This window comes from Vreelandella jeotgali Hwa (assembly GCF_000334215.1).
GTDB lineage: Bacteria > Pseudomonadota > Gammaproteobacteria > Pseudomonadales > Halomonadaceae > Vreelandella > Vreelandella jeotgali.
This window is the reverse complement of sequence record NZ_AMQY01000001.1, coordinates 46489-72912: the sequence shown is the minus strand read 5'-3', so window position 1 is coordinate 72912 and position 26424 is coordinate 46489. Positions and strand designations below refer to the sequence as shown.

Sequence of the window (26424 nt, the reverse complement as noted above, 5' to 3'; positions counted from 1 at the left end):
TAGAGGACAAACCAACATGAGTATGAGCATGAATAGCCACGCTTCACCCGAGAGTATCCCGTCCATGAATCGACCTTCGAGCGGTGAGCCGGTGACTCGCAATGACAGCGCCAATCATGCGCTCAGCGTGCGAGTGCGCGATCTCGATCTCTGGTACGGACAGTTTCAGGCGCTCAAGTCCATCAGCCTGGATATTTACCAGAACAACATTACCGCGCTGATTGGCCCTTCCGGCTGTGGCAAATCTTCCTTTCTGCGCTGCCTGAACCGCATGAACGACCTGATTCCCAGGGTACGCATCGAAGGCCTGGTGGAGATGGGCGGGCGAGATGTGAATGCCGCTAAGGTGGACGAGGTGGCGCTGCGCCGCCGGGTCGGCATGGTGTTCCAGAAGCCCAACCCGTTTCCCAAGTCGATTCATGACAACGTGGCCTATGCCCCGCGCATGCACGATATCGTCAGCCGCAAGGCCGATGTGAAGGCGCTGGTGGAAAGCTCACTGCGCGACGCGGGCCTGTGGGAGGAGGTCAAGGACAAGCTGCACCAGCCCGGCACCTCGCTCTCTGGCGGCCAGCAGCAGCGCCTGTGCATTGCCCGCGCCATTGCCGTGCAGCCGGAAGTGATCCTGATGGACGAGCCAACCTCGTCGCTGGACCCGATCTCCACGGCGACCATCGAGGATCTGATGGACCGGCTCAAGCGTCGCTACACCATCATCACAGTCACCCACAACATGCAGCAGGCCGCGCGAATCGCCGATTACACTGCCTTTTTCCATCTGGGTGAGATGATTGAATATAACGATACCAAGACGATGTTCTCGACGCCGCATACCAGGAAGGCCGAGGACTATATTACCGGCCGCTATGGCTAGAAGGCGACTCAGCCTTGCCGGGTGCCGTGAGAAACTGCTCTCGCAAAACGTGATCGAGACAAAGGCCCTGCGCAGGGACGCGGGACCACGGGAGTCGGCGAGTAGCTGGCTCGCCTATCAGCCGATGGCGCCACCGCCTCGGCGGGTGATGACCACCAGCGACGGGCGCGGCGGCATGCCGTCCTGGAAGTCCGGCCAACGGGTTGCCGGGTCCTCGAAGGTGGAAGGGCGCCCCTCGCGGCCTGCATAGGCCTCGGTACCGTCGGAGGCCGGGTGCTGCACGGCGACGAACAGCGCGCTGTCGTCCGGGCTGAAGCAGGGGCCGCACATCTCGGCGCCCAGCGGTACGCGGAAGAACATCTTGCCGGTGCCGCGCCGCTCGCCCTGAGTCTCCAGGGCCCAGACGCCGTCGGCGGTGCCGGACTTCGCCCAGTTGCTGCCCTGATCGGTGGCCACCCACAATCGACCGCGATGGTCGATGGCACAGTTGTCCGGCGCGGCGAACCAGCCGTTCTCGCTGGTGGCCGGGTTCCACAGGGCGCCCACCTCGGCGCGGGATGGATCGCCGCACTTGACCAGGATCTCCCAGCGGTCACGGCTGGCAGTGTGATCGCCGCCCTCGGTGACGACCTCGACGATATGCCCGAAGGTATTGTCGGCGCGGGGGTTGGCGGCATCCACCTGGTCCTCGGTACGCTCGGTGTTGTTGGTCAGCATCACATAGACGCGACCGGTCTCGGGGTTGGCCTCGACGTCTTCCGGGCGATCCATTGGCGTGGCGCCCAGGGCGTCGCCAGCCAGCCGCGCCTTGATCAGCACCTCGGCCTGGCTGGCGAAGCCGTTCTCCGCGGTCAGCGGCCCCTGGCCGTGGACCAGCGGCAGCCAGGCGACGCCGCCATCGGCATTGAAGCGTGCCACGTAGAGAGTACCGTGATCCAGGAGATCACGGTTGTTGGCGGGGCTGGCCGTATCGACCGGATCGCGGGTGACGAACTTGTAGAGGTAGTCGAAGCGCTGGTCGTCGCCCATGTAGACCACCAGCCTGCCGTCCCCGGAGACCACGTTGGCTGCGGCTTCGTGCTTGAAGCGGCCCAGGGCGGTGCGCTTGATCGGCATTGAGGTCGGGTCCCGCGGGTCGATCTCGACCACCCAGCCGAAACGGTTGGATTCAAAGGGCTCCTTGGCGATGTCGAAGCGGTCGTCGTAGCGGCCCCAGGCATAGCCCATGGCCGGGATGCCGTAGCGCTCGAGCAGCCCCGCGTTCGGGTGGCCGGCGGGGTCGCCCATGAAGTAGTAGTGAATGTTCTCTTCGCAGGACAGCACCGTACCCCAGGGGGTGGTGCCCCCGGCGCAGTTGTTGAGGGTGCCGATGACCTTCTTGCCGGACGGGTCGGCGCCGGTCTTCAGCAGCGCATCCCCGGCGGCGGGGCCGCTGATCGCCATCTCGGTGGAGCGCGGCGTGATACGACGGTTGTAGCGGCTGTCCTTGAGGTATTGCCACTTACCACCCTCGCGCTGGATCTCGACCACCGACAGGCCATGGGCGGCCTGCTCGATCTCGACCATCTCACGGGTCAGGCCGGTGAAGTCATGCTCATCGAGAGGCCCCGGCAGGCCCGGGAACATCAGCTCTTCGTTGGTATATTCGTGGTTGACCACCAGCAGGCCGTGATCCGGGTTGCCGTCGAGCGGCACGAAGCCCACATAGTCGTTGTTGTAGCCGAACTGCCGCTCCTGGGCATCGGCGCTCTGGTTCAACGGGTCCAACTCAGGGGCATCGGCAAACAGCGGGTCGCCCCAGCGGATTAGCACCTCGGCGTCATAACCCTCGGCTACATGGTGGGTGGTGTCGACGCCATGGGCGATCTCGTCGAAGGCGAAACGGTCAAGGCTGCCGCTTTCGGCGGCGATGGCCGCGGCAAGCGGGTTCATGGCGCCGATCGCGGCCACCCCGAGCCCGGCGGTGCCGGCGTCCTTGAGAAAGCCGCGGCGCGAATAGCGGCGTTCGATGATCTCGCCGATCGGGGCGCTCACCGAGGGGTTGCTGGGAATGTTCTCGGCCTCTTCGAAATAGGCTCGACGATTGAAAACCATGGGACTCTTCCTCGTATCGGTGTCGGTCACAACGTTGACGACGACAAACGATACCTGGCCGCAGTGACAGACGCGTGACGGTCCCGTCTCACTACGATGTCACCCAGCCGATCCCTGCCGATGTCTCGGTCATGAGCCTTCTGCGGCGCCGGCCTGCACCTTCTCGAGTATTGTCACAGCGCGGCCATGCGATTTTACTGTCATGAATCCGACATCTCTCCGTCATGCTGCGCCCTTAAGGTGGCTATCGCCATATGACTGCTGAGCGAGCCCACTGCATCATGTTGTGGGAATATCGCGTCTTTTATCCCGCTACAGTTGAGGTGACATCCAATGAAACAACTTGAAGCGGTTATTTTCGACTGGGCCGGAACCGTCGTCGATTTCGGCTCCTTCGCACCCACCACTATCTTTGTAGAGGCTTTCAAGCAGGCGTTCGATTTCGATATCACCCTGGCTGAGGCTCGCGGCCCCATGGGCATGGGCAAGTGGGATCACATCCGCACGCTCGGCCATACGCCGGCCATCGCCGAACGCTGGGCAGACCAGTTTGGCCAACCGATGTCGGATACGGAGGTGAGCGTCATCTACGATGCCTTCATGCCATTGCAAATTGCCGAGGTGAAGGAGCATGCGGCACTGATACCGGGCACTCTCGATGTCGTGGCCTTGCTGAAAGAGCAGCAAATCCGCATCGGCTCCTGTTCCGGCTACCCGCGTCCTGTGATGGAGGCTCTAGCGCCTCTGGCCGCCGCCCAAGGGTTTGTACCCCAGAGCATCGTAGCTGGCGATGACCTCAAGCCCGGTAGCCGCCCCGGACCCTGGATGGCGCTGCAGAATGTGATTGAACTGGGCGTAATGGATGTAGCCCGCTGTGTGAAAGTGGATGACTCGGCACCGGGTATCGAAGAGGGACGCAATGCGGGTATGTGGACCGTCGGCCTGGCCCTGTCCGGCAACGAAGCGGGATTCACTCTGGACGGCTTCCTGGCCGCATCCGAAGACGAGAAGCAGCGTGTTCGCCAACGCGTTGAAGCCAGGCTCAAAGCGGCCTCGGCCCACTATGTGATCGATACCATCGCAGATCTTCCCGGTGTATTACAGGCAATCGATCAGCGTTTGGCAGACGGCGAAAAACCTTGATTCAACCGAGACTCTGAGCCGCCCCGGGAATGCTGGAGACCACCAAGATCGCCAGGCTGTGCCAGATGGTCTGGCGCATAAAGGCCGATGCGGTAATTTCCTGGAAGTGCCCCATTCGGATTGGCGAAACAGCCTTCACGATGTCATCAAATCATCATTGGCTGGACGTCAAAGCTTAATATATCTACGCGACACTAGCGCCCACTACCAAAGGAGGCGTTATGTCGCTCACCAACATCGCAGTTGAACAGCTCAGCAAGACGTTCGGTCGCACCACCGTGTTGCAGGATGTCGATTTCGAAATCGATGCCGGCGACATGGTGGCGCTGATCGGCCCCTCCGGTTCCGGCAAATCTACCCTGCTTCGATTGATGGTAGGTCTGACCCGGGCCAATCGCGAACAGCGTAGCCGCGTCACCATCATGGACCGTGCCGTTCAGCAGCGCGGCAAGCTGACACGCTGCTCGCGCGCCGAGCGCTGTCGCGTCGGCTATATCTTTCAGCAGTACAATCTGGTCGGGCGACTCAGTGTCCTGACCAATGTACTGATCGGACATCTCGGTAGTATGCCCCGCGGGCGCGCCCTGCTGGGACGCTTCAATCGACAGGAACGCCTGCGGGCGCTCGAGGCACTGTCCCGGGTCGGGCTGGAAAGCCTGGCCGGCCAACGCGCCAACACCCTCTCCGGCGGCCAGATGCAGCGCGTCGCCATTGCCCGCGCGCTGGTACAGGACGCCGACATTATCCTCGCCGACGAACCCATCGCCTCGCTGGATCCGCGCAGCGCCCGCGAGGTGATGAAGATCCTCCAGCGTATCAACGAGGAAGACGGTCGCACCGTTCTCGTCACCCTGCATCAGGTCGAATACGCCCGAGAATTCTGCCGCCGTGCCATCGCCTTGAAGCAGGGCCGGCTTTACTACGATGACTCGATTCAGCACCTCACCGATGCACGCCTGCAGGCGCTCTACGACGACGAAGGACTGTGCGAACTCTTCGATCGTCGACCACAGCAGCCGGACACCATCACCCAGCCCGCCGCCGCGGGTGCGGCCCTCTAACCCTGGATTCACACACCTCACATTCAAGGAGTACGACATGCTGACTCTTCCCCTGCGTCGACTGGCGCTATCACTGATTATTGGCCTGGGCGTCATAAGCGGTCCGGCCGCCGCCGAGGAGCCCTTGAAGTTCGGCATCATTTCCACCGAGTCCAGCCAGAACATGGCGCCGCTGTGGAAGCCATTCCTGGCGGACCTGTCCGAAGAGGTGGGAGTAGAGGTCAAGCCTTTCTTCGCCACCGACTACGCGGCGGTTATCCAGGCGATGCGTTTCGACAAGATCGATCTGGCCTGGTATGGCAACAAGTCAGCCATGGAAGCGGTCGATCGCGCCGGCGGCGAGATCTTCGCCCAGACGGTTCCCGACAATGGCAAGGCCGGTTATTACAGCCTGCTGCTGGTCAGCCAGGATAGCCCTTATGACAGCGTCGATGAGGTCCTCGCCAATGCTTCCGACCTGATCTTCGGCAACGGTGATCCCAACTCCACCTCGGGCTTTCTGGTGCCGGGCTACTACGTCTTCGCCCAGAACGGCGTGGATCCTTCCAGGGCTTTCAAGCGCACCCTCAATTCCAATCACGAGACCAATGCCCTGGCGGTCGCCAATGGCCAGGTGGATGTGGCGACCAACAACACCGAAAGCATGGATCGCCTCGAACAAAGCCATCCGGGCAAGGCCGAGCAGATCAAGAGCATCTGGAAATCGCCGCTGATCCCTTCCGACCCCCTGGTATGGCGCAAGGAGCTGCCGGAGGAGACGAAGGCCAAGCTCAAGGAATTCTTCTTCAACTACGGCGACACCCAGGAAGAGAAGGCCATTCTGGCGGGGTTGCAGTGGTCGGGGCTCAAGCCCTCGGACAACGATCAGCTGCTGCCCATTCGTCAGCTCGAACTTTTCAAACAGCGCTCCCAGATCGCCAACGATGACTCGCAGGATGAACAGCAAAAAAAGCAGCGCCTGGCAGAGCTGGATGAACGCCTGGAAGAACTGAGCCAGCGCATCGAGAAGCAGAATGCCTCCAGCGTGGCCGCTCAGTGAGCCCTGGTCCTATTCAAAGAGGTTGATGAACATGCAGAGCTCATCGCTATCCCTCGCTTCACATAAGCGCCGTTGGCTCAAACTGCTGGGCTGGGGGGTGATTCTGGGGGCGCTGACCTGGGCCTGGCAGGGGGCCGAGATGCAGCCCGGCCTTCTGGTCAAGAATACCGACAACATGGTTCAGCTGGCCGGCGACTTCTTTCCGCTGCGCTTCGGCAATCTCAAGCACTACATCGCCCAGATGCTGGTAACGGTCCAGATCGCCATCTGGGGGACGCTGCTGGCGGTGGTCTTCGCCATCCCTTGCAGCCTCTTATCTTCTGAAAACCTGGTGCCCTGGTGGGTCTATCAGCCCATGCGCCGGCTGATGGACGCCTGCCGTGCTATCAACGAACTGGTCTTCGCCATGCTTTTCGTCGTCGCGGTGGGCCTTGGCCCCTTCGCCGGCACCCTGGCGCTGTTTATCCATACTACCGGGGTGCTGGCCAAGCTGTTCTCGGAGGCCGTAGAGGCCACCGAAGCCGGTCCCATGGAAGGCGTTCGCGTCACCGGCGCCGGGCGCATCGAGGAGATCATCTTCGGCCTGATCCCCCAAGTGTTGCCCCTGTGGATCTCGGTCAGCCTGTATCGCTTCGAGTCGAACATTCGCTCGGCGACGGTGCTGGGCATGGTCGGCGCCGGCGGTATCGGCGTGTCGCTGTGGGAAACCATGCGTGGCTTCCAGTATTCGGAAACCGCCACCATCATGCTGGTCATCATCGTCGCGGTAACGCTGCTCGACATGGTCTCCCAGCAGGTGCGCAAGCGCTTCATCTGATGCCTTTACCACTGCAAATCCTAATGAGGTTGTCATGACTCGACCCTATCGTCAGCGCGTGCTTGCCCTGACGCCCTGCCACCACCTCGAATCGCGTTGGGCAGCGCTCGATATCCACGAACAGCACCGCTGCGTGCGCGGCCCGGAAACCGGCATGGCCATGGTCAGAGGCCGCATGGGCGGTACCGGCAACGCCTTCAACTTCGGCGAGATCACCATGACCCGCGCCAGTGTGGCCCTCGATGACGGCACTCTGGGCCATGGCTGGGTGCGCGGTCGCGATCGGCGTCACGCGGAATTGATCGCCCTGGTCGATGCTTGCGCCCAGCAAGCCGGGCTTGTTAGACGCATCGACGATGAACTGATCGCCCCGTTGCAGGACGCGCTAACCACCCGGGAAGCACAGGCCTCGCGCACCGCCGCGGCCACCCGGGTCGATTTCTTCACCCTGGTAAGAGGAGAGTGACCATGCTCTGGCCCGCTTTCAACGATCCCGTTCACGACAGCCAACGCCTGTTTCGGCAGCTCCTCCAGGCCATGGCGGAGCCCGGCACCCTCGAGATGCCAAGGGCGCCGGAGCCTCCCCGGGAGGCGTCGATTGGCCCGGCATTATGGGGCGCCTTGCTGACACTCTGCGATCTCGATACGCCGCTGTGGATCGCCAGCGAGCTCGATTCCCCGGCGCTACGTGAAGCGCTGCGTTTTCATACCGGCTGTCCTATCACCGAGGATAGCGCCGCCGCGGAGTTTGCCCTGCTCACCTCCAACTCCCTGGCGCAGGGTATCGATTTTTCTATTGGCAGCGACGCCTACCCGAACCGTAGCATCACGCTATTGATAGCCCTCGAACACCTCGAGGCTTCAGGCCCGTGGCAGCTCTCCGGCCCCGGTATTGCCGATCGGCGGCATCTGGATATCGGTGAGGCGGATGGTCTGATGGCACGCCTTGGCGCCAATCGCGCGAGCTTCCCCCGCGGAATGGACGCCATCCTCACCTGCAATGACCGGCTCGTCGCCATTCCCCGCAGCACCCGCGTCGAGCGCACTGATCAGGAGGTTCGTCCATGTATGTCGCCGTGAAAGGTGGCGAACAGGCCATCGCCAACGCGCATCGCTTGCTTGCCGACCGCCGTCGGGGCGAACGCGATCAGGCCGAGCTTGACGTCGCGCAGATCGCGGGGCAGCTACGACTCTCGGTGGATCGAGTGATGAGCGAGGCCTCGCTCTACGATCCGGAACTGGCGGCCTTGGCCCTCAAACAGGCGAGCGGCGATCTGATCGAGGCGGTGTTCCTGCTGCGCGCCTATCGCACCACCCTGCCGCGCCTGGCGGTGAGCGAACCGCTCGATACCGGCAGCATGCGTATCGAGCGCCGTATCAGCGCCACCTACAAGGACATTCCCGGCGGTCAGATCCTGGGGCCGACCTACGACTATACCCATCGCCTGCTGGATTTTCTGCAGCTGGCCGAAGGGGAAGTACCCACCCCGGCCAGGGCCGAAGAAGCGCTGGAGGCCTGCCCGCAAATCCTCGACCTGCTCAATGATGAGGGACTGATCGAGCAGGAACGGGACGACGGCAGCGAACCCTATGACATCACCCGGGACCCGCCGGATTTTCCCGTCGATCGCGCCACCCGGCTACAGATGCTGGCCCGCGGTGACGAGGGCTATCTGCTGGCACTCGGCTACTCCACCCAGCGCGGCTACGGGCGCAATCACCCCTTTGCCGGCGAGATTCGCCTCGGCCAGGTGGATATCGAAATCCATGTCGAGGAGTGGGACGAGGTCATCTGCATCGGCGAGATCGCGCTCAGCGAATGCCAGATGGTCAACCAGTTCGGCGGCAGTCGCGAGGCCGCGCCGCAGTTCACGAGGGGTTACGGCCTGGCCTTCGGCCACAACGAGCGCAAGACCATGGCCATGGCGCTGGTCGATCGCGCCCTGCGCGCCGAGGAGCTTGGCGAATCTGTCACAAGCCCGGCGCAGCAGGCTGAGTTCGTGCTGGCGCACGCCGACAACGTCGAATCCTCGGGCTTTGTTTCGCACCTCAAACTGCCTCACTACGTCGATTTCCAGTCCGAGCTGGAACTGCTGCGCCGCCTGCGCAAGGCGCACGAGGCGCAACGCAGTCGCGCGGGCGATCCGCAGCAGAAAAGGGAAAACGTCAGCGAGGAAGCCAAAGCGACCGAGCGCGCATCGAAAGGAGTACACCATGAACGGCTATAACTTCGCCTATCTCGATGAACAGACCAAGCGCATGATCCGCCGCGCGCTACTCAAGGCCGTAGCGATCCCCGGCTATCAGGTACCCTTCGGCGGGCGCGAGATGCCGATGCCCTACGGCTGGGGTACTGGCGGCATGCAGCTTACCGCCAGCATCCTGGGCGCCGACGACGTGCTCAAGGTCATCGACCAGGGCGCCGACGACACCACCAACGCGGTGAGCATCCGCGCCTTCTTCGAGCGCGTCGCCGGGGTCGAGACGACCACCGCTACCGCGGCGGCGGATGTCATCCAGACCCGCCATCGTATTCCCGAAACGCCCCTCGAGCCCGGACAGATCCTGGTCTTTCAGGTGCCGATCCCGGAGCCGCTGCGCTTCATCGAGCCAAGCGAACAGGAGACGCGATTGATGCACGCGCTGGAAGAGTACGGCGTGATGCACGTCAAGCTCTATGAGGACATCGCGCGCTACGGACATATCGCCACCACCTACGCCTATCCGGTCAAGGTCGACGGTCGCTATGTGACCGACCCCTCGCCCATCCCCAAGTTCGACAACCCCAAGCTGCACATGAGTGATGCCCTGATGCTGTTCGGTGCCGGTCGCGAGAAGCGTCTGTATGCCATCCCCCCGCACACCCGGGTGGAGAGCCTCGACTTCGAGGATCATCCCTTCGAGATCCAAGCCTGGGACGAGCACTGCGCGCTATGCGGCTCGGATCATAGCTTCCTCGATGAAGTGATCACCGACGACGTGGGCAGCCGCATGTTCGTCTGCTCGGATACCGACTACTGCCTGTTGCGGCGTGGGGAGGTTGCATGACGCGCTCCGTTCTAGAAAGCCCCGTCGGGGAGAAGCCTGTGTTGGATAAGCCCGTACTGGAGAGACCCGACCTGGATAGCCCTGCGTTGCTGGACGTGGAGAGCATCACCCGCCTTTATGGTCCGGGCAAGGGCTGCGAGGCGATCGATTTTCGTCTGCATGCCGGCGAGGTGCTGGGCATCGTCGGCGAGTCCGGGTCCGGCAAATCGACCCTGCTGCGCATACTCGCCGGCCTGGAAGCCCCGGACGCCGGCCGGGTGACCTACTATCCGCTCGACCGAAGCCTCAGTGATCATAGCCGTGAAGGCGAACTCGATCTCTATGGCATCGGCGACGCTCGCCGCCGCGCCCTGTTGCGCCTGGAGTGGGGGCTGGTGCATCAGAACCCACGGGATGGCCTGCGCATGGGCGTCTCCGCCGGTGCCAATATCGGTGAACGCCTGATGGCCCTAGGGGATCGTCACTACGGTCAGCTGCGCGCCGCCGGCTGCGACTGGATGCGTCAGGTGGAGCTCGATGCCGAACGCATTGACGATGCGCCTCAGACCTTCTCCGGCGGCATGCAGCAGCGCCTGCAGATCGCTCGCACCCTGGTCACCCGGCCACGCTTGGTGTTCATGGACGAGCCCACCGGGGGGCTGGACGTCTCCGTGCAGGCGCGCCTGCTCGACATGCTGCGTACCCTGGTGCGTCAGCTTGGGCTCTCCGTGGTGCTGGTCACTCACGACCTGGCCGTGGCGCGGCTGCTCTCGCATCGTTTGCTGGTGATGCGTCAGGGCCGCGTGGTGGAAGCCGGTTTGACCGATCAAATCCTCGACGATCCACAGCACGCCTATTCCCAACTGCTGGTGTCGTCGGTGCTGACGCCATGAGCGACTCAAGGAGCCAAGCGATGAAGGCATTACTCACCATCGAGAAGCTGCACAAGGATTTCGTCCTGCACGGTCAGGGCGGTATTGCCATCAAGGTGATGCACGATCTTTCCCTTGAGCTGCACCGCGGCGAATGTCTGGTACTGGCGGGGCGTAGTGGCATCGGCAAGAGCACCCTGCTCAAGATGCTCCACGGCAACTATCTCGCCGAGCGCGGCAGTATCCGCATCCACTTCGACGACGGCCTGCTGGAGTTGACCGATTTGCCGACTCATGCCTGGCACCGAGTGCGCCGGGATGTAGTCGGCTACGTCAGCCAGTTCCTTCGCGTTGTACCGCGGGTTTCCGCTCGGGAGGTAGTGATGGAGCCGCTGCTGGCCCGGGGTGCCTACGCCCAGGACGCCCGCCAGCGCGCCGAAACGCTGCTCGCCCGCCTCAATCTGCCCGAGCGCCTGTGGTCGCTGCCGCCGGGCACCTTTTCCGGGGGCGAGCAGCAGCGCGTGAACATCGCCGAGGGCTTCATCGGTGAGCACCCGCTGCTGCTGCTCGACGAACCCACTGCCTCTCTGGATGCCACCAACCGCGACGTCGTGGTTGAGATGATCAGTGAGGCCAAGGCCCGAGGCTGCGCCCTGCTCGGCATCTGCCACGACGAGGATGTACGCAGCCGAGTGGCGGATCGCTTGCTGCCGCTGGACGAGCATCTGATGGCCCGCACCTCTTCTCAGGAGACATTTTGATGAACGAACAGATTCTTACCCGGGCCAGGCTGGTGCTCGACGATGAGGTGGTCTGGGGCACGCTGGTGATACGCAACGGCAGGATCCGCGAGATCGATCTTGCGCCGTGTCGGCTCTCCACCGCCATCGACTGCGAAGGCGACTATCTGCTGCCCGGGCTGGTCGAGCTGCACACCGACAACGCGGAGAAGTATTTCCAGCCCCGGCCCAAGGTGGCCTGGCCTCGGCGCCAGGCCGCCCTGGCCCACGATAGCCAGATGGCCGCCAGCGGCATCACCACGGTATTCGATGCGCTCTCGATTGGCGATGTGGATGAGCAGAGCATGCGTCACGACTCCTTGAAGGCCATGCACGACGCCATCGTCGGGATTCAGCAGGAAGGTTTGGCACGGGTGGATCATCGTATTCACCTGCGCTGCGAGGTCAGCCATCCAGATACCCTGAGCAACTTCCGCGCCCTGGCGGATTCGCCGCTGCTCGGCCTGGTATCGCTGATGGATCACGCCCCGGGGCAGCGCCAGTTCGTCAGTCTCGAAGCGTATCGCGCCTATTATCAGGGCAAGTATGAGCTGAGCGACGCGGATATGGAGATCTATCTCGAACGCCAGCTGGCCAACAGTGCGCGCTACAGCAACACGTATCGCCGCACCATTTCGGCGGAGGCCAGGACTCTCGGCCTGGCTCTGGCCAGCCACGACGATGCCACCCTCGAGCATGTCGCCGAAAGCCACGAGTACGGCATGCGCATCGCTGAGTTCCCGACCACGCGGGAGGCCGCCGAGGCCTCGCAGCGTAACGGCATGGCGGTGATGATGGGCGCTCCCAACGTGGTCCGCGGCGGCTCGCACTCCGGCAACATCGCCGCCACCGAGATGATTGGACTCGGGGTGCTGGATATTCTCTCATCGGATTATTATCCCGCCGCGCTACTCGATGCCGTGTTCAAGTCCGCGCAGATCGAACAAGGCTATTCGCTGCCCAGGGCGGTAGCCAGCGCCGCGCGACAACCGGCACAAGCGGTGGGTCTGACCGATCGCGGTCGTCTCGCTCAGGGACTGCGCGCGGATCTATTGCGCGTACAGACGGTCGACGACCATCCGATCCTGAAACGGGCGTGGTGCGCTGGAAGGCAGGTGCATTGATATGGCGCGTCTCGTTTACCTCATGGGTGCCAGTGGCGTGGGCAAGGACAGCCTGCTGAGCGCCATTCGTCAATGCCACCCCGAACTGCTGGTGGCGCACCGCTATATTACGCGCTGGAGCGGACATCATGAAAACTGCGTGAGCCTATCCGCGCAAGAGTTCACCGAACGCCGTCACGCCGGCCTGTTCTGTCTCGATTGGCAGGCACACGGTCTTGAGTATGGCATCGGGATCGAGGTGGAGCACTGGCTAAAGCGTGATCATACGGTCATCGTCAATGGTAGTCGACGCGCCTTCGCTCGCGCGCGTGAGCGTTTCGGTGAGCAGTTGCTTCCGATATTGGTTACGGCGGAACCACAGGTATTGCGTCAGCGTTTGATTCAGCGTGGCCGTGAGACGCACTTCGAGATCGAACGACGCCTGGCGCAGCATCAGCGTCTGGAAGCGGAGCTAGTAGATGTCGAGCGCCTCAACAATAACAAGGCGCTGCACCACAGCGTGGCGGCATTGCAGAGATTGCTCAATACCGAGTGCATCTCATGAAATTTCGCTTTACCGGTACCGGCGACAGTGTCCAGGTGCCCTGTTTCGGCTGCCATTGCCTGGCCTGTGAACGCGCCCGGCTGATGAGCCGTTATCGACGCGGCCCTTGCAGTGCCAAGATCTATAGCAGCGGTGAGAGCTACCTGCTCGACGCTGGGCGCATGGACCTGGCCGATAGCTGCGAACGCGAACGCCCCGCCGGCGTGCTGCTCACGCACTATCATGCGGATCATGTGCAGGGGCTGTTGCATCTACGCTGGGGAGTGGGTGAATCGATACCGATCTACGGTCCCAGAGATGCCGAGGGCTGTGCGGATCTCTTCAAACATCCCGGCATTCTCGATTTTAGACCCGGACTCGAGCCGTTTCGGCCCTTGGTATTAGGGGACATGAACGTCATTCCTGTGCCGCTCAATCACAGCAGGCCCACACTGGGCTACTGTATTGCCGACTCGATGAGCCGACTTGCCTATCTGACCGATACTGTTGGGCTGCCCGGCAGCACCGAACATTTTTTACGCCAATGGCAGCCGGATATCGTCATTCTTGATGCCACCCATCCGGCCAGTCATACGATGCCGCGTAACCATAATAATATCACTATGGCCCTCGACATTCTCGAGCGTCTGAACCCTTCCCAAGGCTGGTTGACGCACCTGAGCCACGACGTCGATGCTGAGGTGCTGACTACCTATTTATCATTGCCAGCGAACGTGTCACTGGCTTGGGATGGACTCGAAATTGAGTTACCCGATTAGCAATATCGTCTGCTCGGCTCCAGCCGCTTGTCGCCGGGGAAGCCGACCTGGCGGCGCCGGTAGAGGTCTGGCGCGGTAAGGTGCGCAAGCAGGTAGGTGTAGGGTCCCTGATGATCAAATGAGTGATAGAAGTTACCCTCTGCTGATAGCAAGAGAGCTTCTACAGCAGTTCATCCGGGAGCAGAGACATGGACATCAAGCTGCATAAGCAGGCCACCACCACACCAAAGATCCGTGCTGACATCCAGGCAGCGCCCGCCAGCATCAGCGATAGCGAGTTGGCGCGCCAGTACGGTGTTGGTGATTCGACGATACGCCGTTGGCGGTACCGCGACGATGTTCATGATCGGTCCCATACACGCCATAACCTGCTGGCTACGCTCACGTCCGAGCAGGAGGAAGTGCTGATCGCCGCTCGCGAGTTCCTGCGCCTCGGTCTGGATGACTTGCTCGTCGTGGCACGTGAGTTTCTGAATCCTCGGTTGTCACGCTCCGGCTTGCATCGCATGCTTAAGCGCCGTGAGGTGCCGACACTCGCGGAACTGGCCCGTCAGGATGCCGGAGATGATGGCAAGCCTCGGCACAAGCCCTTCAAGGACTACGAGCCTGGGTATGTGCATGTCGATATCAAGCACCTGCCCCAGATGCCCGACGAGGAGCAAAAGCGCTACCTATATGTTGCCATCGACCGTGCCACACGTTGGGTCTATCTGGAAGTCAGGCGCAGCCAGTCCGCCAGGGATGCCAAGGCGTTCATGAAGTGTGTGGAGGAAAAGGCGCCCTTCACGATCCAGACGGTGCTGACTGACAACGGCAAGTCGTTCACCGATCGCTTCACGCGGGCAGGTGAGCGCAGGCCCAGCGGCCGCCATCCCTTCGATCTGGAGTGCCAGGCCCATGGTATCGACCATCGCCTGATCAAGCCGGGAAGGCCGCAGACGAACGGTATGGTAGAACGGTTCAACGGCCGCATCAGCGACGTGCTGGCCACCCGGCGCTATACCTCAGGCGAGGATCTGGAGCAGACGCTCAAACGCTACGCTTGGCTGTACAATCACCACATCTCGCAGAAGGCACTGCATCATCAATCACCGATTGCGGCGATGAAGGAGTGGCAGGCCAAGCGACCTGAGTTATTTACCAAGCGGGTTGTTAATCACACGGGACCCGACAGGTAGGCGATATGGCGCGCGATGCGCATCGAGGGCCTTCACGCGCTCTTGATGCGTCTGGGCAATCTGGATGGCTGCCACGTCCTGGCGCAGGTGCTTATGTACAGTGTTGCGGGGAAATCCCCGGCTGTTGGTTGATGGATCGGATCGATACTCCCTGCCCGTAATCGCCTAACCCCTTGATCTTATGATTTATTCCCTAGTCCTTCACGCCTCCATCCCAACTCCTGGCTGAGTCGGGATGGAGGCGGGTGGTAACAGTGCTGCCATCTCAAGGGTGGGGCAAAAACGTTGGTCAGACGGCCTTTCCCACCTGGGTGAACAACGATACCAAGACGATGTTCTCGCACCGTATACCAAGAGGCTGAGGACTATATTACCGGCCGTTATGACTAAGGGGATTGCCGTCACGTGGTGAAGCATCAGGAAGACGATGCCACTACCAGCTGGTGGGGAAACACACAGCGAAAGGTCGCCCCCTGGCCCAGCTGGGAATCGATCTCCAGTCGCGCTTCGTGACGCAGCAGCACGTGCTTGACGATGGCAAGCCCGAGCCCCGTGCCGCCGGTAGCGGTGCTGCGGCCTTTATCAACGCGATAAAAACGCTCGGTAAGGCGTGGTATATGGATCGCCGCGATTCCTTCGCCATCATCCTGCACTTCTACGCAAGCGCCGTCGCCAAGCGCCCGCCAGCGCAAGACGATCTGGCTGCCCGATCCTGAATAGCGTACGGCATTGAACGCCAGGTTGGATATTGCGCTCTGCAGTTCTTGTTCGCAGCCCATCAGGTCAAGGGTGCTATGTATCTCCAGGGTGATACGCTGCCCGCTGTCAGATAATGCCTCAGCGTCACGGCGTATGGTCTCCAGCATGCTGGCAAGGTTGAGGCGGCGGGCATCTTCGCCGCTTCGATCATTGCTTTCGAGCCGCGAAAGCAGCAGCAGGTCATCGACCAGGTTTTGCATGCGAGCAGTCTGCTTTTGCATCTGCGGCAAGCTGCACTCAAGCCTTGACGGTAGAACCTCGGCTATATCCTGATAGATTTCCAGATACCCGGTCAGCACGGTCAGCGGCGTGCGAAGCTCGTGGGAGACGTTGGCCACGAAATCGCGTCGTATTTGCTCTAGTCGATGCAAGCGCGTGATATCGCGCGCCATCAGCAGGCGTTCACCGTTACCGTTAAGGGTGATTTGGCACTGAAGAACCAATTGCTCATCGATAGGTGAGATCAGGGTTAAGGGCTCGCGATAGTCCAGCGCATGGAAGTAGTCAACGAAGTGCGGAGCGCGCAGCAGGTGGGTTATGTGTTGATGCCGACCTTTAGCAGGTTTGAGACCCAGCATGCGTTCAGCGGCACTATTCCGCCATTCTATGTAACCGTGGCGATCGAGCATGACCACGCTGTCGCGCATGGCCTCTGAAGAATCCTTGATACGCGACAGGGTATCGCGCAGCCGCCGTTGGATGGTCTGTTGAGCCTTCTGATAGCGATAGAGGCGATCGAACAAGTCATCCCATACGCCACCACTTACGAGGGGTTGGTTGGAGGAGAGCCGGGATAGTTGTTGGTGCAGCGCGTGGAGCTGGCGCAGCTGGTAAAAAAGATACACGCCCAAGGCAGCAGCAAGGCCGGCGCCCACGGCAGAAAATAGCCAACCAAGCAGCACGCCAAGACCGCACAGCATACCCAGGCGCCACAACTCTCTCTGCCAAAGTCGCGTCATATCAGTGCCTGGCTCAGTATTTGGTGGAGAAACGATAGCCCGCGCCACGGACGGTCTGGATTAGCTGTTGATGGGATTCGCCAAGCGCCTTGCGCAGCCGGCGAATGTGCACGTCCACGGTGCGCTCATCGATATAGACGTTGCCACCCCACACCTGGTCAATCAGCTGATCTCGGGTGTAGACACGCTCCTGATGCGTCATGAAGAATTGCAGCAGGCGATATTCGGTAGGGCCAAGCTCCAGCGTCTTGCCATTGCTGCTGACGCGATGGCTGACGGGGTCGAGCAGCAGGCCGTTCACCTCCACCACCTCATCGATGCCATAGGGTGTCGTACGTCGCAATACCGCTTTCAGGCGAGCCATCAGCTCACGAGGCGAAAAGGGTTTGGCGATATAGTCGTCTGCGCCGGCTTCCAGCCCTTGAACCTTATTGTCCTCCTCGCCTTTTGCGGTCAGCATGATGATCGGCAGCTCGGCAGTCACCGGATCACGCTTGAGGCGGCGCGCCAGTTCGAGGCCGCTGGTGTCAGGCATCATCCAGTCGAGCAGTACCAGATCGGGTTGATGATCGACGATCAACGAGTGAGCCGCCTGGGCGCTGCCCGCTTCCAGTACGCGGTAGTCGGCCATCTCCAGCGACAAAGCGATCATTTCACGGATCGGTGCTTCATCATCGACAATCAGTACGGTCTTTGCGGTCATCCTGGGCTCCAGGTCAAGGATACTGATAATGACGGATCGGTGACGATGACAGCATCTTCTTGTGACAATAGTGTGACAAGGCGGCGTGTCGGAGATCGCGGCTTATTCGCAATCTGCTGGACAAGGTCAGCAATCAACAGGCCTTTTTTGTCTTTGTGATTAGGCCAACGCGGGGGCTGCCGGCCATCGGTCCAGAGGTTACTAAAAAATCAAGCACCCATGAACCATCTCTGATGCGAGCAATGTTTGTACTCTGCAACTCTTTGATAATATTTGCTTTACTAGGAGTAGAACTCAGTATTTACTGAGGATGCCTGGAAGCCGGAGAGGTGCGCCACTCACTTCTCGCAGCTCCAGGCGCTGGAAGGCCGGCCTCAGGCAATCCACGACATCGTTCAGCTCGGCAGCGGTCGGAGCCGTCCTCACCGCTTGGGTATAGACTTCGTCCAGGCACTGCTGAGGACGTGCCACCTGGATGGCATAGTGCGCCACACTCAGCGCCGACAGCGACAGGGCCAAGTCGCGTAGCGATGCCAGGGTCCAGTCGTGCCATTGGACGGTCGTGCGGCACTCGAACGCTATATCGCTGGCCAGCAGCTGGGCCAGGCTCTCCCGGTGGGCGTCAGCCATACCGGATCTCGGTGAACAACCTGGTGGGTTTACACAGCTAGCACTTCCCCTTGCCGGGCGTGCAGGGAGACTGTCCCCCCAAGTCATCCCGAGGCATTACCCTCGGAAACAGCACCATAAAATACTGGCCATGAAAATGACGCATGACACATTTCATTGAATCACTACAAATCCGGCTAGGTGATCACTACGCTGACAGACAAGGAGAATAAATTTAGAGATAAGATAGAGATGAGGTGGGTTCATGAAAATTATTTTATTAGTAATATTCTTATTGATTGTTTTTTCTTGTTTCCTTTACGACCTAAACCACCTCCCCAATAAAAGTAGTAAAGGTGGTGGCAGTAAAAATGGCGGAGGCACGGGTGCTGTTACCACAGGTGCTGGCGGCGTAGGTGTGGGTGTCGGCAGCGCAGGTGCCGGCGGTGCAGGTGGTTGTGGTGGTGGCGCAGGTGGTGGCAATGGAGGAGGGTGTTAAACCCTGAACTCAGGTTGACACATAAGGCCACTCCACATTGCCGTGCGCCTGCGCCACGGTTTAGCAGACTAAGGGGTGTAAATAGCGTACGGAGACACTGCCAGAGCGAACGACGCCGCCCAGACCCCTGACACGCAGCGGCCAAGGAAAACAAAGCACCGGGGAAATGGCTCTCCTGGGAAGACTCCACCAGGCGGGCAAGGAGGCATGATGGAGCTGGATACCGTGTTACGGGCCCTGCTGTGTGTCAGCCCCGTGATCGCAGGGGTGGTATTGGTGATCTACGCCCGTTCGCTTACTGGCGTTAACGGGTTCGACGACCTCAGTCAGAGCGATACTAAACACCGCGCTGAACAAGGCGATGCCCAAGCGCAGAACAATTTTGGCGCCATGTACCTCAACGGCAGGGGCGTTTTTCCTCGGAACACCACTAAAGCTGCTGAGTGGTTCCGCCAAGCCGCGGAACAGGGCCTTGCCTCCGCGCAGCACAATCTGGGCGTCATGTACCTCAAAGGCGAGGGTGTTCCCCAGGACGATACTCAAGCCGCTGAATGGACTCGCCAGGCCGCGGAACAGGGCATTATCGAGGCGCAATTCGGTCTCGGCTTGTTATATGGCGAAGGCAGGGGCGTTCCCCAGAACTACACTCAAGCCATCAAGTGGTTCTTCCGGGCGCAGCGGAACAGGGCCTTGCAGAAGCTCAAAAAAATCCTGACATGAGGGACGACCAGGATCAGAGCCTGGTTTTCCAGCATTTTCTCGGCGCTGCTGTCCCAGCGATCCGTGGTGGAGACGATCAGCCACTTGCTGAAAATGACAGTAACGGCGAGCAGGCGTCGAAAGAGGCTCCGCAACCGAACTAAACCACTCTTTCGCGCAGCTCCAGGTGTTGAAAGGCAGGCTGCAGGCGATGCACGAGATCGTGCAGCTCGGCAGTCGTCGGGGCCGTTGTCACCGGTTGAGTGTAGGCTTCTTCCAGACACTGCTGAGGGCGTGCCATCTGGATAGCATAATGCGTCACTCCCTGCGCCGACAGCGATAGGGCCAAATCGCGTAGCGATGCCAGGGTCCAGTCGCGCCAGTGGACGGTCGTGCGGCACTCGAAGGCGACATCGCTGGCCAGTAGCTGGGCCAGACTCTCCCGATGGGCAGCAGCCATACCGCGTCGGCCGACAATGACGTCGAAGTTTTCGGCGCTACCCTTCACGTCCAGCCCCACCCAGTCGAGCCAGGGCAGCAGCGCCTTCAGGCGCCGGGGATAAACGCCGGCAGTGTGCAACCCGACCCTGAAGCCCAGGGCGCGAACCCGCGCGGCGGCCAGCGGCAAATCAGCATGCAGCATAGGCTCGCCGCCGCTGAACACGACGCCTTCCAGCAAGCCACGGCGCCTGTCAAGGAAGGCCTCGATCTCCGCCCACTCATCGGGCTTGGCCTTTCTCGGTTCGAGCATCTGCGGGTTATGACAGTAGCCGCAGCGCAAGGGGCAGCCCTGCAGGAAGACCACGCAGGCGAGGTGGTCGGGATAGTCCAGGGTGGTCATGGGTGTCAGGCCGGCCACAGGCAACTGCGGCCGACGGGATTCAATGGGGGACATAGCGGCAAATTCCGACCGGACGCCCGCAGGCGTCCGGCGTGGTGGTGGGTTTAACGGGTGGTGGCGTGCTCCCGGAAGTGGCAGCGCTCGTAGTGTTCGGACTGCTTGCCGTGGTTGAACTGGCTGACCGGGCGGTGATAGCCCATCACCCGAGTCCAGATTTCGCAGCGCTGACGCTGTTCGGTGGGCAGGGTTTCGGTGGAGTGGTTCATGAAAAGCTCCTCTTTACGATGATGACCCGTTCACGGGTCGGCAATGCCTCAGGCCGGGGTATCGGCCTGGGAGGCGCGCTGTGCCAGAAGGGCGTCGTCGCACTTCGGGCAGAACTCGTGTTCGCCGGCCAGATAGCCGTGCACCGGACAGATCGAGAAGGTCGGCGTCACGGTGAGATAGGGGAGGTGAAAGCTCGATAGAGCGGTGTGGACCAGCTTCCTGCAGGCGCTGGCCGAAGAGAGCCGCTCGCGCATGTAGAGATGCAGCACGGTGCCGCCGGTATAGCGCGTCTGCAGCGGATCCTGGTGGATCAGCGCCTCGAAGGGATCGTCGGTATGGCCTACCGGCAGCTGGCTGGAGTTGGTGTAGTAAGGCGCCTGGGCCGTCCCGGCCTGCAGAATACCGGGAAAGCGCTTGGCGTCCTCCTTGGCGAAACGGTAGGTGGTCCCCTCGGCCGGGGTTGCCTCCAGGTTGTAGAGGTGACCGGTGCTCTCCTGGAACTCACGCATCCGCTCACGCACATGCTCCAACACCTCGACCGCCAGCTGCTGTCCCTCAGGGTCGGCGATATCGTAGTAATCGTCGCTGATATTGCGCGCCATCTCGTTGAGGCCGTTTACCCCCAGGGTCGAGAAATGATTGTGCAGCGTGCCCAGGTAGCGTTGGCTGTAGGGATAAAGGCCGCCGTCCATCCACTGCTGGATGCATTCGCGCTTGATCTCCAGGCTGTCACGGCCCAGCTCGAGCAGCCGGTCCAGCTCGGCATAGAGCCCCGCCCGGTCACCGGCAAAGCGGTGGCCCAGGCGTGCGCAGTTGATCGTCACCACGCCCAGCGAGCCGGTCTGCTCGGCGCTGCCGAACAGGCCGTTGCCGCGCTTGAGCAGCTCGCTGAGATCCAGCTGCAGCCGGCAGCACATGGAACGCACCATGTGCGGCTCCAGGTCCGAGTTGAGGAAGTTCTGGAAGTACGGCAGGCCGTACTTGGCGGTTAGCGCAAAGAGCCGCTCGGCGTTGTCGCTGTGCCAGTCGAAGTCGTGCGTGATGTTGTAGGTGGGGATCGGAAAGGTGAACGTCCGACCGCGGCAGTCGCCCGCCTCCATGACCTCCAGATAGGCGCGGTTGAGCAGGTCCATCTCGGCCTGCAGCTCGCCGTAGGTGAAGGGTTGCTCCTGGCCGCCGATGACCGGCACCTGGTCGCGCAGGTCCGCCGGGCAAACCCAGTCGAAGGTCAGATTGGTGAACGGCGTCTGGCTGCCCCAGCGCGAGGGCACGTTGAGGTTGTAGATGAACTCCTGCACCGCCTGCTTCACTGCCGGGTAGTCGAGCCGGTCGAGGCGCACGAAAGGGGCCAGGTAGGTGTCGAAAGAGCTGAACGCCTGGGCGCCGGCCCACTCATTCTGCAAGGTGCCGAGGAAATTGACCATCTGCCCCAGGGCACTGGAAAGGTGCCGGGGCGGCGCGCTCTCTGCCCGGCCCGGCACGCCATTGAAGCCTTCGGTCAGCAGGGTGCGCAGCGACCAGCCGGCGCAGTAGCCGCTGAGCATATCCAGATCGTGGATATGCAGGTCGCCCTCGCGATGGGCGTCGCCCACCGCGGTGGGGTAGACCTCGTCCAGCCAGTAGTTGGCGATCAGCTTGCCCGAGGCGTTGAGAATCAGCCCGCCCAGGGAATAGCCCTGATTGGCGTTGGCATTGACGCGCCAGTCGGCGCGCTGCAGATATTCATTGATCGTCGATGCCACCCCGACGGTACCAGGCTGCGGGCTTTCCATGGAGCACACCTTCACTGACCGTATTTCTATATATGGTATCAAGCATAAACAAAAACACCATATGTTGTGCCTATGGAGTCTAGGTACTTCCCGGCGGCAAAAAAATGATCCAGGTCATTAATAGGCGGGTGAGAGGGATTCGCACTTCTTGCCTGCCTGTCAGAAACCATCCCGGCAGTCCTTCGGACGGGCGCGCCGTTCTGCTTGCGCTGGCAACCTATGGGAAGCGAGTCCCGGAGTCTCTGGAACGTTTGCACGACGAGTTTGCCCAGTGATCATTATCGGGAGACGATTGCGCTAGCTCATCGGGTGAGGCATCCGGTGTGCAGCGGATTTGTTAACGAAACGTGTCAGCAGACCTCTGCACGATCCTCGAAATTGTTCAGAACTCCTGTGCACGATGCAGACTGTCCGGGAAACACTCGGCTACCGGACACCGGCACAGGTGTTCCTGGGGGAATACTCAGGAGCCCTGGATACCGCAGGTGCTGCGCTTATTGGTTGAATTCAGATGCTCACAACAATAGTTGCCTACGTGTATGGTCCCGGAGTGTAGTGGTTTATGGTATGAACCGCTGTCGGAGGAGGATCCATGGCTCAGGTACTTCATCAACGCGCCAAGACCACGCACGCTATCCGAGAAGACATACAGCGATCGACAGCTTCGGTCGCAACACTGAGTCGACGCTATAATCTCAACCCCAAAACCGTACGAAAATGGCGGAAGCGCACACATGTCAGCGATAGGCGCATGGGGCCAAAGCAACCCCGCTCTACCGCCTTATCCGAGCTTGAGGAAGCGGCAGCTGTTACGTTTCGGCGCACGACCTGGCTGCCGTTGGATGACTGCTGTTTTGCCCTTCAGCGCTTTATCCCTCACTTAACGCGTTCAAGTCTGCACCGGCTGTACCAACGTCATGGCATCAGCCAATTGCCGCGCACATCGGCTAACAAGCAGCAGAGCCAAGCCTCCTTCAAGCCGTATCCAATCGGCTACCTGCATATGGATATTTGTAGTATCCGTACCGGGGAAGGTAAGGCCCATTTGTTCGTTGCTGTCGACAGAACAGCCAAGTTTGTCCATGCCCGACTCTACCGCAAGGCGCAGCGAAAGCAGGCAGCCGAGTTTCTTGAAGACACCCTGCAACAGCTGCCTTATCGGGTTCATACCGTGCTGACGGATAGCGGGCCCCAGTTCGCCAAGCGGCAAGGCACCGAGTCGTATAAGCCCCACTTGTTCGATGTTGTGTGTTACCGGCATGGCATTCAGCATCGCTTGACTCGACCGTTTCACCCCTGGACCAACGGACAGGTGGAGCGTATGAACCGCACCCTCAAGGATGCCACTGTCCGTAGCTTCCATTACGCCACTTGCCATGAGCTGAGCGAACATTTGCAGGATTATTTATGGGCCTACAATAGCGCCCGTCCCTTACGCTCGCTCAAGGGAAAAACACCCGTTGGGTTCATCCTGCAACAGTGGCAGGATGTCCCTGACAGATTTTATGATGATCCTGTCCACTACTTCCCGGGACCATACACGTAGAAAGGTCTATTTCGATGGGAATAGCATCGTTCGAGGGGCTAAGCGGGATCAAAAGAGCCGTTATCTGGCAGCCACTTGCGTAGCCGTGCAAAAACAGCGAACCGATCTTACCCAGCATTAGTGGACACCAGCTTAAGCGATCATTTGGTGAAGCTCCTCTGACTTCTCAACCAACTGACGCTTCAGCCGAACATTTTCGTCGGCCAGGGCTTGCTCCCGTTCAGAGATGCTTTGTTTTTGCTTATCTTTGCTGCGCCATTGGTAAAGCTGGCTGGGATGCAGGCCAAGATTGCGAGCGGCAGTGCTGATACCAATTAGGTCAGCAAGTGCGAGAGCTTCACCCTTGTAAGCCTGGGAGTAGCGGGTACGGGTTTTCTGCATCGATGTTGCGTACCTTGCCATGGTGTCACCTTCAAAATTGGCACTACAAGCGGGATGCGGTAGGTGCCGGTAGGCCAATCGCCGTCTCGCAACGGTGAAGCAGGACTTGGTGGAACTGGATCTTGCGGGCAATCTCGAGCGCCCGCGTCGGCGACAATGGGTGATCACTGGCCTTCAGCCGCATCCACAGCACGCGGTAAAGTACCAGCGCGAGGAAGCAGATCAGCGCGAACATCAGTCGATTTGAATGGCGCGCCAGACACGGCTTGGCTGGGCGCCGTCGCGCTGGTAGTCGGCACAGGTGTCGTGGCGGATCAGCTCGCTCTTAAGGCAGTTCACCACCAATCGGCCTTGCTGATCGCCGGCCTGCCAGCGGGCCGGCAGCCGCAGGCGAGAGCCGTTGCCATCGTCATCGGTCAGTGCGTCCTCGACCCAAACCCGAGCGTTGTTGCCGCGGGCCGCGAGCCACTGAAGCGCCGCTACCTGTGCGCATTGCTCGGGCGGTGTCAGCGTCGAGTCGCCGCGGTAGCAGGGCAGGTAGGGACGATCCTCGGCCTCGGCCTGCAACAGGCGCGGGACATCGTCGGCGGCGAGACGGCCGTACTTGCGTAGCGCCGGGAAGACCATGACGCTGGCGGCGAGCCGACAGCCGCCCAGGTGAGAACTCTCCCAAACATCGAACGGGTGAGCATGCTGCTGCGCCGCACAGGCAAGAGCCTTATAGCTGCGGTAACCGAACTTGGCGCAGCACTTGTCCTTCTTGCCGTGGGTGCAGCACAGGATCATCGACCCGTCGATGCTGCCGGTCCGCCAGCGTTCCAGCGACCTTCCCTTGATGAAGGCGTGCAGCAGCTCGGCCAGCTCTTCCCTCGCCACGTCGTACGCTCGACACTCCGGCATCAGCACCAGCCGATGATGGTGGCTGGGCTGCTCCTGGCGGTGAATCAGGTTGACCCGGCGGCCGTCGACGGCGATGGCGCCGAGCAGGTCGAGTACCGCTTCCGGCATATCGCTGGCCTGGCGCAGGTTGCGCAACCACTTGGCGCGCGGCCAGCTGACCAGCAGGTTGCGTGTGGCATGCGCGGCAGTGCCCACCAGCGGGTCGCCGATCTCGGCGCTTTCGATGGCACAGAACTGTCTGGGAATAGCGGTCATCGTCGATTCATCATGCGTGAGAAGGTCTGGAGTCAGCCATGCGCGACTCCGGGTGCGATCTGGGAAACCGGCGTGGTGCCCGTCAGGCTGGGCACACAGAGCAGGCGCTGGGTGTGCGGATCACGAATGACATGCGCATCGAGATCGAAGACCTGCTTGAGGTGGATGCTGGTGAAGACCGTGTCCGGTGGCCCGCTATGTTCAATACGGCCCTGACGCATCATTACCAGAATGTCTGCATAGGCCGCAGCCAGGTTGAGGTCGTGCAGTACCACCAGCAGCGTGCGTCCCTTGTCGTGGGCGAGCCGAACCAGCAGCTCCAGCAGGTCGACCTGGACCTTCAGGTCGAGAAAGGTCGTCGGCTCGTCGAGTAGGATCAGATCGGTCTCCTGGGCTAGCACCATGGCGATCCAGCAGCGCTGGCGCTGTCCACCGGAGAGCGCGTCGACACTGCGCTCGGCAAAGTCCGTGACATCAGCATAGGCCATCGCCTCGCGGATGGCGCGCGCATCCTGATCGGCATCCTGTCGCCACAACCGCTGGTGAGGAAAGCGACCCATCCCGACCAGTTGCCTGACCGTCAGTCCCTCTGGTGCGGAAGGGCCCTGGGGCAGGATGCCCAGGCGCTGTGCCACCTCGCGTGTATTGCGGCGATGGATGTCCTGGCCATCGAGAAAAACCCGCCCGGCGCTGGGCGTCAGGGTGCGCGCCAGAGTCTTCAGCAATGTTGATTTGCCGCTACCGTTGGGGCCGAGCAGCACCGTCAACTGGCCCTCGGTCACCGTCAGATCGACGCCGTCCAGCACGCGTCGGGAATCGTATCCGGCGCGCAGGGCTTGGCCCGTCAATCGAGATGGCTTGGCAGGTGTGGAGGGCATGAAGTTGACTCGTTGGCATGGTTTCTGAACCGAAGAATAGTAAGAA

At 61.1% G+C, this 26424-nt stretch carries 27 protein-coding genes and 2 pseudogenes; 18 read left to right on the top strand and 11 right to left on the bottom strand.

What is annotated here, in order from left to right; genetic code table 11:
* The first annotated feature begins 64 nt into the window (after positions 1-64).
* Positions 65-874 carry a phosphate ABC transporter ATP-binding protein PstB gene (gene pstB, locus C793_RS0100355; protein WP_017428952.1) on the top strand — a complete coding sequence of 270 codons (810 nt, stop codon included), beginning with the start codon at positions 65-67 and terminating at the stop codon, positions 872-874.
* Positions 875-991: 117 nt separating this feature from the next.
* Here pstB and C793_RS0100350 read toward each other — a convergent pair whose 3' ends face one another.
* Positions 992-2968, bottom strand: a complete 1977-nt coding sequence (locus C793_RS0100350) for a PhoX family protein (protein ID WP_017428951.1) — start codon at positions 2966-2968, stop codon at positions 992-994.
* A gap of 333 nt (positions 2969-3301) precedes the next feature.
* Here C793_RS0100350 and phnX point away from each other — a divergent pair, with 333 nt between their 5' ends.
* From phnX to C793_RS0100275, 14 genes are all read left to right on the top strand, one after another.
* The gene (phnX, locus tag C793_RS0100345; protein WP_017428950.1) at positions 3302-4111 is read left to right on the top strand and encodes a phosphonoacetaldehyde hydrolase; all 810 of its coding nucleotides are present in this window, start codon (positions 3302-3304) and stop codon (positions 4109-4111) included.
* 221 nt (positions 4112-4332) lie between these two features.
* Positions 4333-5172: a phosphonate ABC transporter ATP-binding protein gene (gene phnC, locus C793_RS0100335; protein WP_017428948.1), complete on the top strand. Its 840-nt coding sequence runs from the start codon at positions 4333-4335 to the stop codon at positions 5170-5172.
* 37 nt (positions 5173-5209) lie between these two features.
* On the top strand, positions 5210-6211 hold the full coding sequence (phnD, locus tag C793_RS0100330; RefSeq protein ID WP_017428947.1) for a phosphonate ABC transporter substrate-binding protein: 1002 nt from the start codon (positions 5210-5212) through the stop codon (positions 6209-6211).
* 31 nt (positions 6212-6242) lie between these two features.
* Positions 6243-7028: a phosphonate ABC transporter, permease protein PhnE gene (phnE, locus tag C793_RS0100325; RefSeq protein ID WP_245550173.1), complete on the top strand. Its 786-nt coding sequence runs from the start codon at positions 6243-6245 to the stop codon at positions 7026-7028.
* Between the two features lie 34 nt (positions 7029-7062).
* A complete protein-coding gene (gene phnG / locus C793_RS0100320) occupies positions 7063-7494 on the top strand; it encodes a phosphonate C-P lyase system protein PhnG (RefSeq protein ID WP_017428945.1) in 432 nt (143 codons plus the stop codon).
* Positions 7495-7496: 2 nt separating this feature from the next.
* Positions 7497-8108: a phosphonate C-P lyase system protein PhnH gene (gene phnH, locus C793_RS0100315; RefSeq protein WP_017428944.1), complete on the top strand. Its 612-nt coding sequence runs from the start codon at positions 7497-7499 to the stop codon at positions 8106-8108.
* A complete protein-coding gene (locus C793_RS0100310) occupies positions 8093-9256 on the top strand; it encodes a carbon-phosphorus lyase complex subunit (protein ID WP_017428943.1) in 1164 nt (387 codons plus the stop codon). Before phnH ends, C793_RS0100310 begins: the two co-directional genes overlap by 16 nt.
* On the top strand, positions 9243-10076 hold the full coding sequence (locus tag C793_RS0100305) for an alpha-D-ribose 1-methylphosphonate 5-phosphate C-P-lyase PhnJ (RefSeq protein ID WP_017428942.1): 834 nt from the start codon (positions 9243-9245) through the stop codon (positions 10074-10076). The genes C793_RS0100310 and C793_RS0100305 overlap by 14 nt, the downstream gene beginning before the upstream one ends.
* Positions 10077-10114: 38 nt before the next feature.
* Positions 10115-10948, top strand: coding sequence for a phosphonate C-P lyase system protein PhnK (gene phnK / locus C793_RS0100300; RefSeq protein WP_245550172.1), 834 nt, complete (start codon positions 10115-10117; stop codon positions 10946-10948).
* Positions 10949-10968: 20 nt separating this feature from the next.
* Positions 10969-11688 carry a phosphonate C-P lyase system protein PhnL gene (gene phnL, locus C793_RS0100295; protein ID WP_017428940.1) on the top strand — a complete coding sequence of 240 codons (720 nt, stop codon included), beginning with the start codon at positions 10969-10971 and terminating at the stop codon, positions 11686-11688.
* A complete protein-coding gene (locus C793_RS0100290; RefSeq protein ID WP_017428939.1) occupies positions 11688-12830 on the top strand; it encodes an alpha-D-ribose 1-methylphosphonate 5-triphosphate diphosphatase in 1143 nt (380 codons plus the stop codon). The genes phnL and C793_RS0100290 overlap by 1 nt, the downstream gene beginning before the upstream one ends.
* 1 nt (position 12831) lies before the next feature.
* Entirely contained in the window at positions 12832-13374 is a 543-nt protein-coding gene (phnN, locus tag C793_RS0100285; RefSeq protein WP_017428938.1) for a ribose 1,5-bisphosphokinase, read from the top strand.
* Positions 13371-14132 (top strand): phosphonate metabolism protein PhnP, encoded by a 762-nt coding sequence (gene phnP / locus C793_RS0100280; protein WP_017428937.1) that lies wholly within the window; start codon positions 13371-13373, stop codon positions 14130-14132. The genes phnN and phnP overlap by 4 nt, the downstream gene beginning before the upstream one ends.
* A 188-nt stretch (positions 14133-14320) precedes the next feature.
* On the top strand, positions 14321-15310 hold the full coding sequence (locus tag C793_RS0100275) for an IS481 family transposase (RefSeq protein WP_017428936.1): 990 nt from the start codon (positions 14321-14323) through the stop codon (positions 15308-15310).
* Positions 15311-15726: 416 nt separating this feature from the next.
* Here the strand turns inward: C793_RS0100275 and phoR are convergent, their stop codons facing one another.
* The 3 genes from phoR to C793_RS13205 form a co-directional block, all read right to left on the bottom strand.
* Positions 15727-17028: a phosphate regulon sensor histidine kinase PhoR gene (phoR, locus tag C793_RS0100270; RefSeq protein ID WP_026106010.1), complete on the bottom strand. Its 1302-nt coding sequence runs from the start codon at positions 17026-17028 to the stop codon at positions 15727-15729.
* Positions 17029-17041: 13 nt separating this feature from the next.
* Complete coding sequence (gene phoB / locus C793_RS0100265) at positions 17042-17731, bottom strand: phosphate regulon transcriptional regulator PhoB (protein WP_017428934.1); 690 nt, start codon at positions 17729-17731, stop codon at positions 17042-17044.
* Between the two features lie 294 nt (positions 17732-18025).
* Positions 18026-18361 carry a radical SAM protein gene (locus C793_RS13205; RefSeq protein WP_017428933.1) on the bottom strand — a complete coding sequence of 112 codons (336 nt, stop codon included), beginning with the start codon at positions 18359-18361 and terminating at the stop codon, positions 18026-18028.
* A 244-nt stretch (positions 18362-18605) separates the two neighbouring features.
* Here C793_RS13205 and C793_RS14395 point away from each other — a divergent pair, with 244 nt between their 5' ends.
* Positions 18606-18839 (top strand): hypothetical protein, encoded by a 234-nt coding sequence (locus C793_RS14395; RefSeq protein ID WP_156804800.1) that lies wholly within the window; start codon positions 18606-18608, stop codon positions 18837-18839.
* Between the two features lie 210 nt (positions 18840-19049).
* A complete protein-coding gene (locus C793_RS13200) occupies positions 19050-19559 on the top strand; it encodes a tetratricopeptide repeat protein (RefSeq protein ID WP_051038310.1) in 510 nt (169 codons plus the stop codon).
* Between the two features lie 139 nt (positions 19560-19698).
* Here the strand turns inward: C793_RS13200 and C793_RS0100250 are convergent, their stop codons facing one another.
* Genes C793_RS0100250 through C793_RS0100240 form a run of 3 tightly spaced genes read right to left on the bottom strand, consistent with a single transcriptional unit; the run spans position 19699 to position 22418 of the window.
* Complete coding sequence (locus C793_RS0100250; RefSeq protein ID WP_017428932.1) at positions 19699-20433, bottom strand: anaerobic ribonucleoside-triphosphate reductase activating protein; 735 nt, start codon at positions 20431-20433, stop codon at positions 19699-19701.
* A 50-nt stretch (positions 20434-20483) separates the two neighbouring features.
* Positions 20484-20645 carry an anaerobic ribonucleoside-triphosphate reductase gene (nrdD, locus tag C793_RS0100245; protein ID WP_017428931.1) on the bottom strand — a complete coding sequence of 54 codons (162 nt, stop codon included), beginning with the start codon at positions 20643-20645 and terminating at the stop codon, positions 20484-20486.
* 48 nt (positions 20646-20693) lie between these two features.
* Positions 20694-22418 (bottom strand): ribonucleoside triphosphate reductase, encoded by a 1725-nt coding sequence (locus C793_RS0100240; RefSeq protein ID WP_017428930.1) that lies wholly within the window; start codon positions 22416-22418, stop codon positions 20694-20696.
* A gap of 592 nt (positions 22419-23010) precedes the next feature.
* Between C793_RS0100240 and C793_RS14160 the strand changes: the two genes are divergently transcribed.
* Positions 23011-23964 (top strand): IS481 family transposase, encoded by a 954-nt coding sequence (locus C793_RS14160; RefSeq protein WP_083871861.1) that lies wholly within the window; start codon positions 23011-23013, stop codon positions 23962-23964.
* 150 nt (positions 23965-24114) lie between these two features.
* On the opposite strand, the pseudogene C793_RS0100230 reads toward C793_RS14160, so the two are convergent.
* The 4 genes and pseudogenes from C793_RS0100230 to C793_RS0100215 all read right to left on the bottom strand — a co-directional run.
* Positions 24115-24366 (bottom strand): annotated as a pseudogene (locus C793_RS0100230) (transposase); the annotation flags it as partial.
* A 22-nt stretch (positions 24367-24388) separates the two neighbouring features.
* Positions 24389-24574 (bottom strand): annotated as a pseudogene (locus tag C793_RS14840) (IS1634 family transposase); the annotation flags it as partial.
* A gap of 5 nt (positions 24575-24579) precedes the next feature.
* On the bottom strand, positions 24580-25500 hold the full coding sequence (locus tag C793_RS0100220) for a ferredoxin family protein (protein WP_017428926.1): 921 nt from the start codon (positions 25498-25500) through the stop codon (positions 24580-24582).
* Positions 25501-25532: 32 nt separating this feature from the next.
* On the bottom strand, positions 25533-26378 hold the full coding sequence (locus C793_RS0100215) for an ABC transporter ATP-binding protein (protein WP_026106008.1): 846 nt from the start codon (positions 26376-26378) through the stop codon (positions 25533-25535).
* Between the last annotated feature and the right edge of the window lie 46 nt (positions 26379-26424).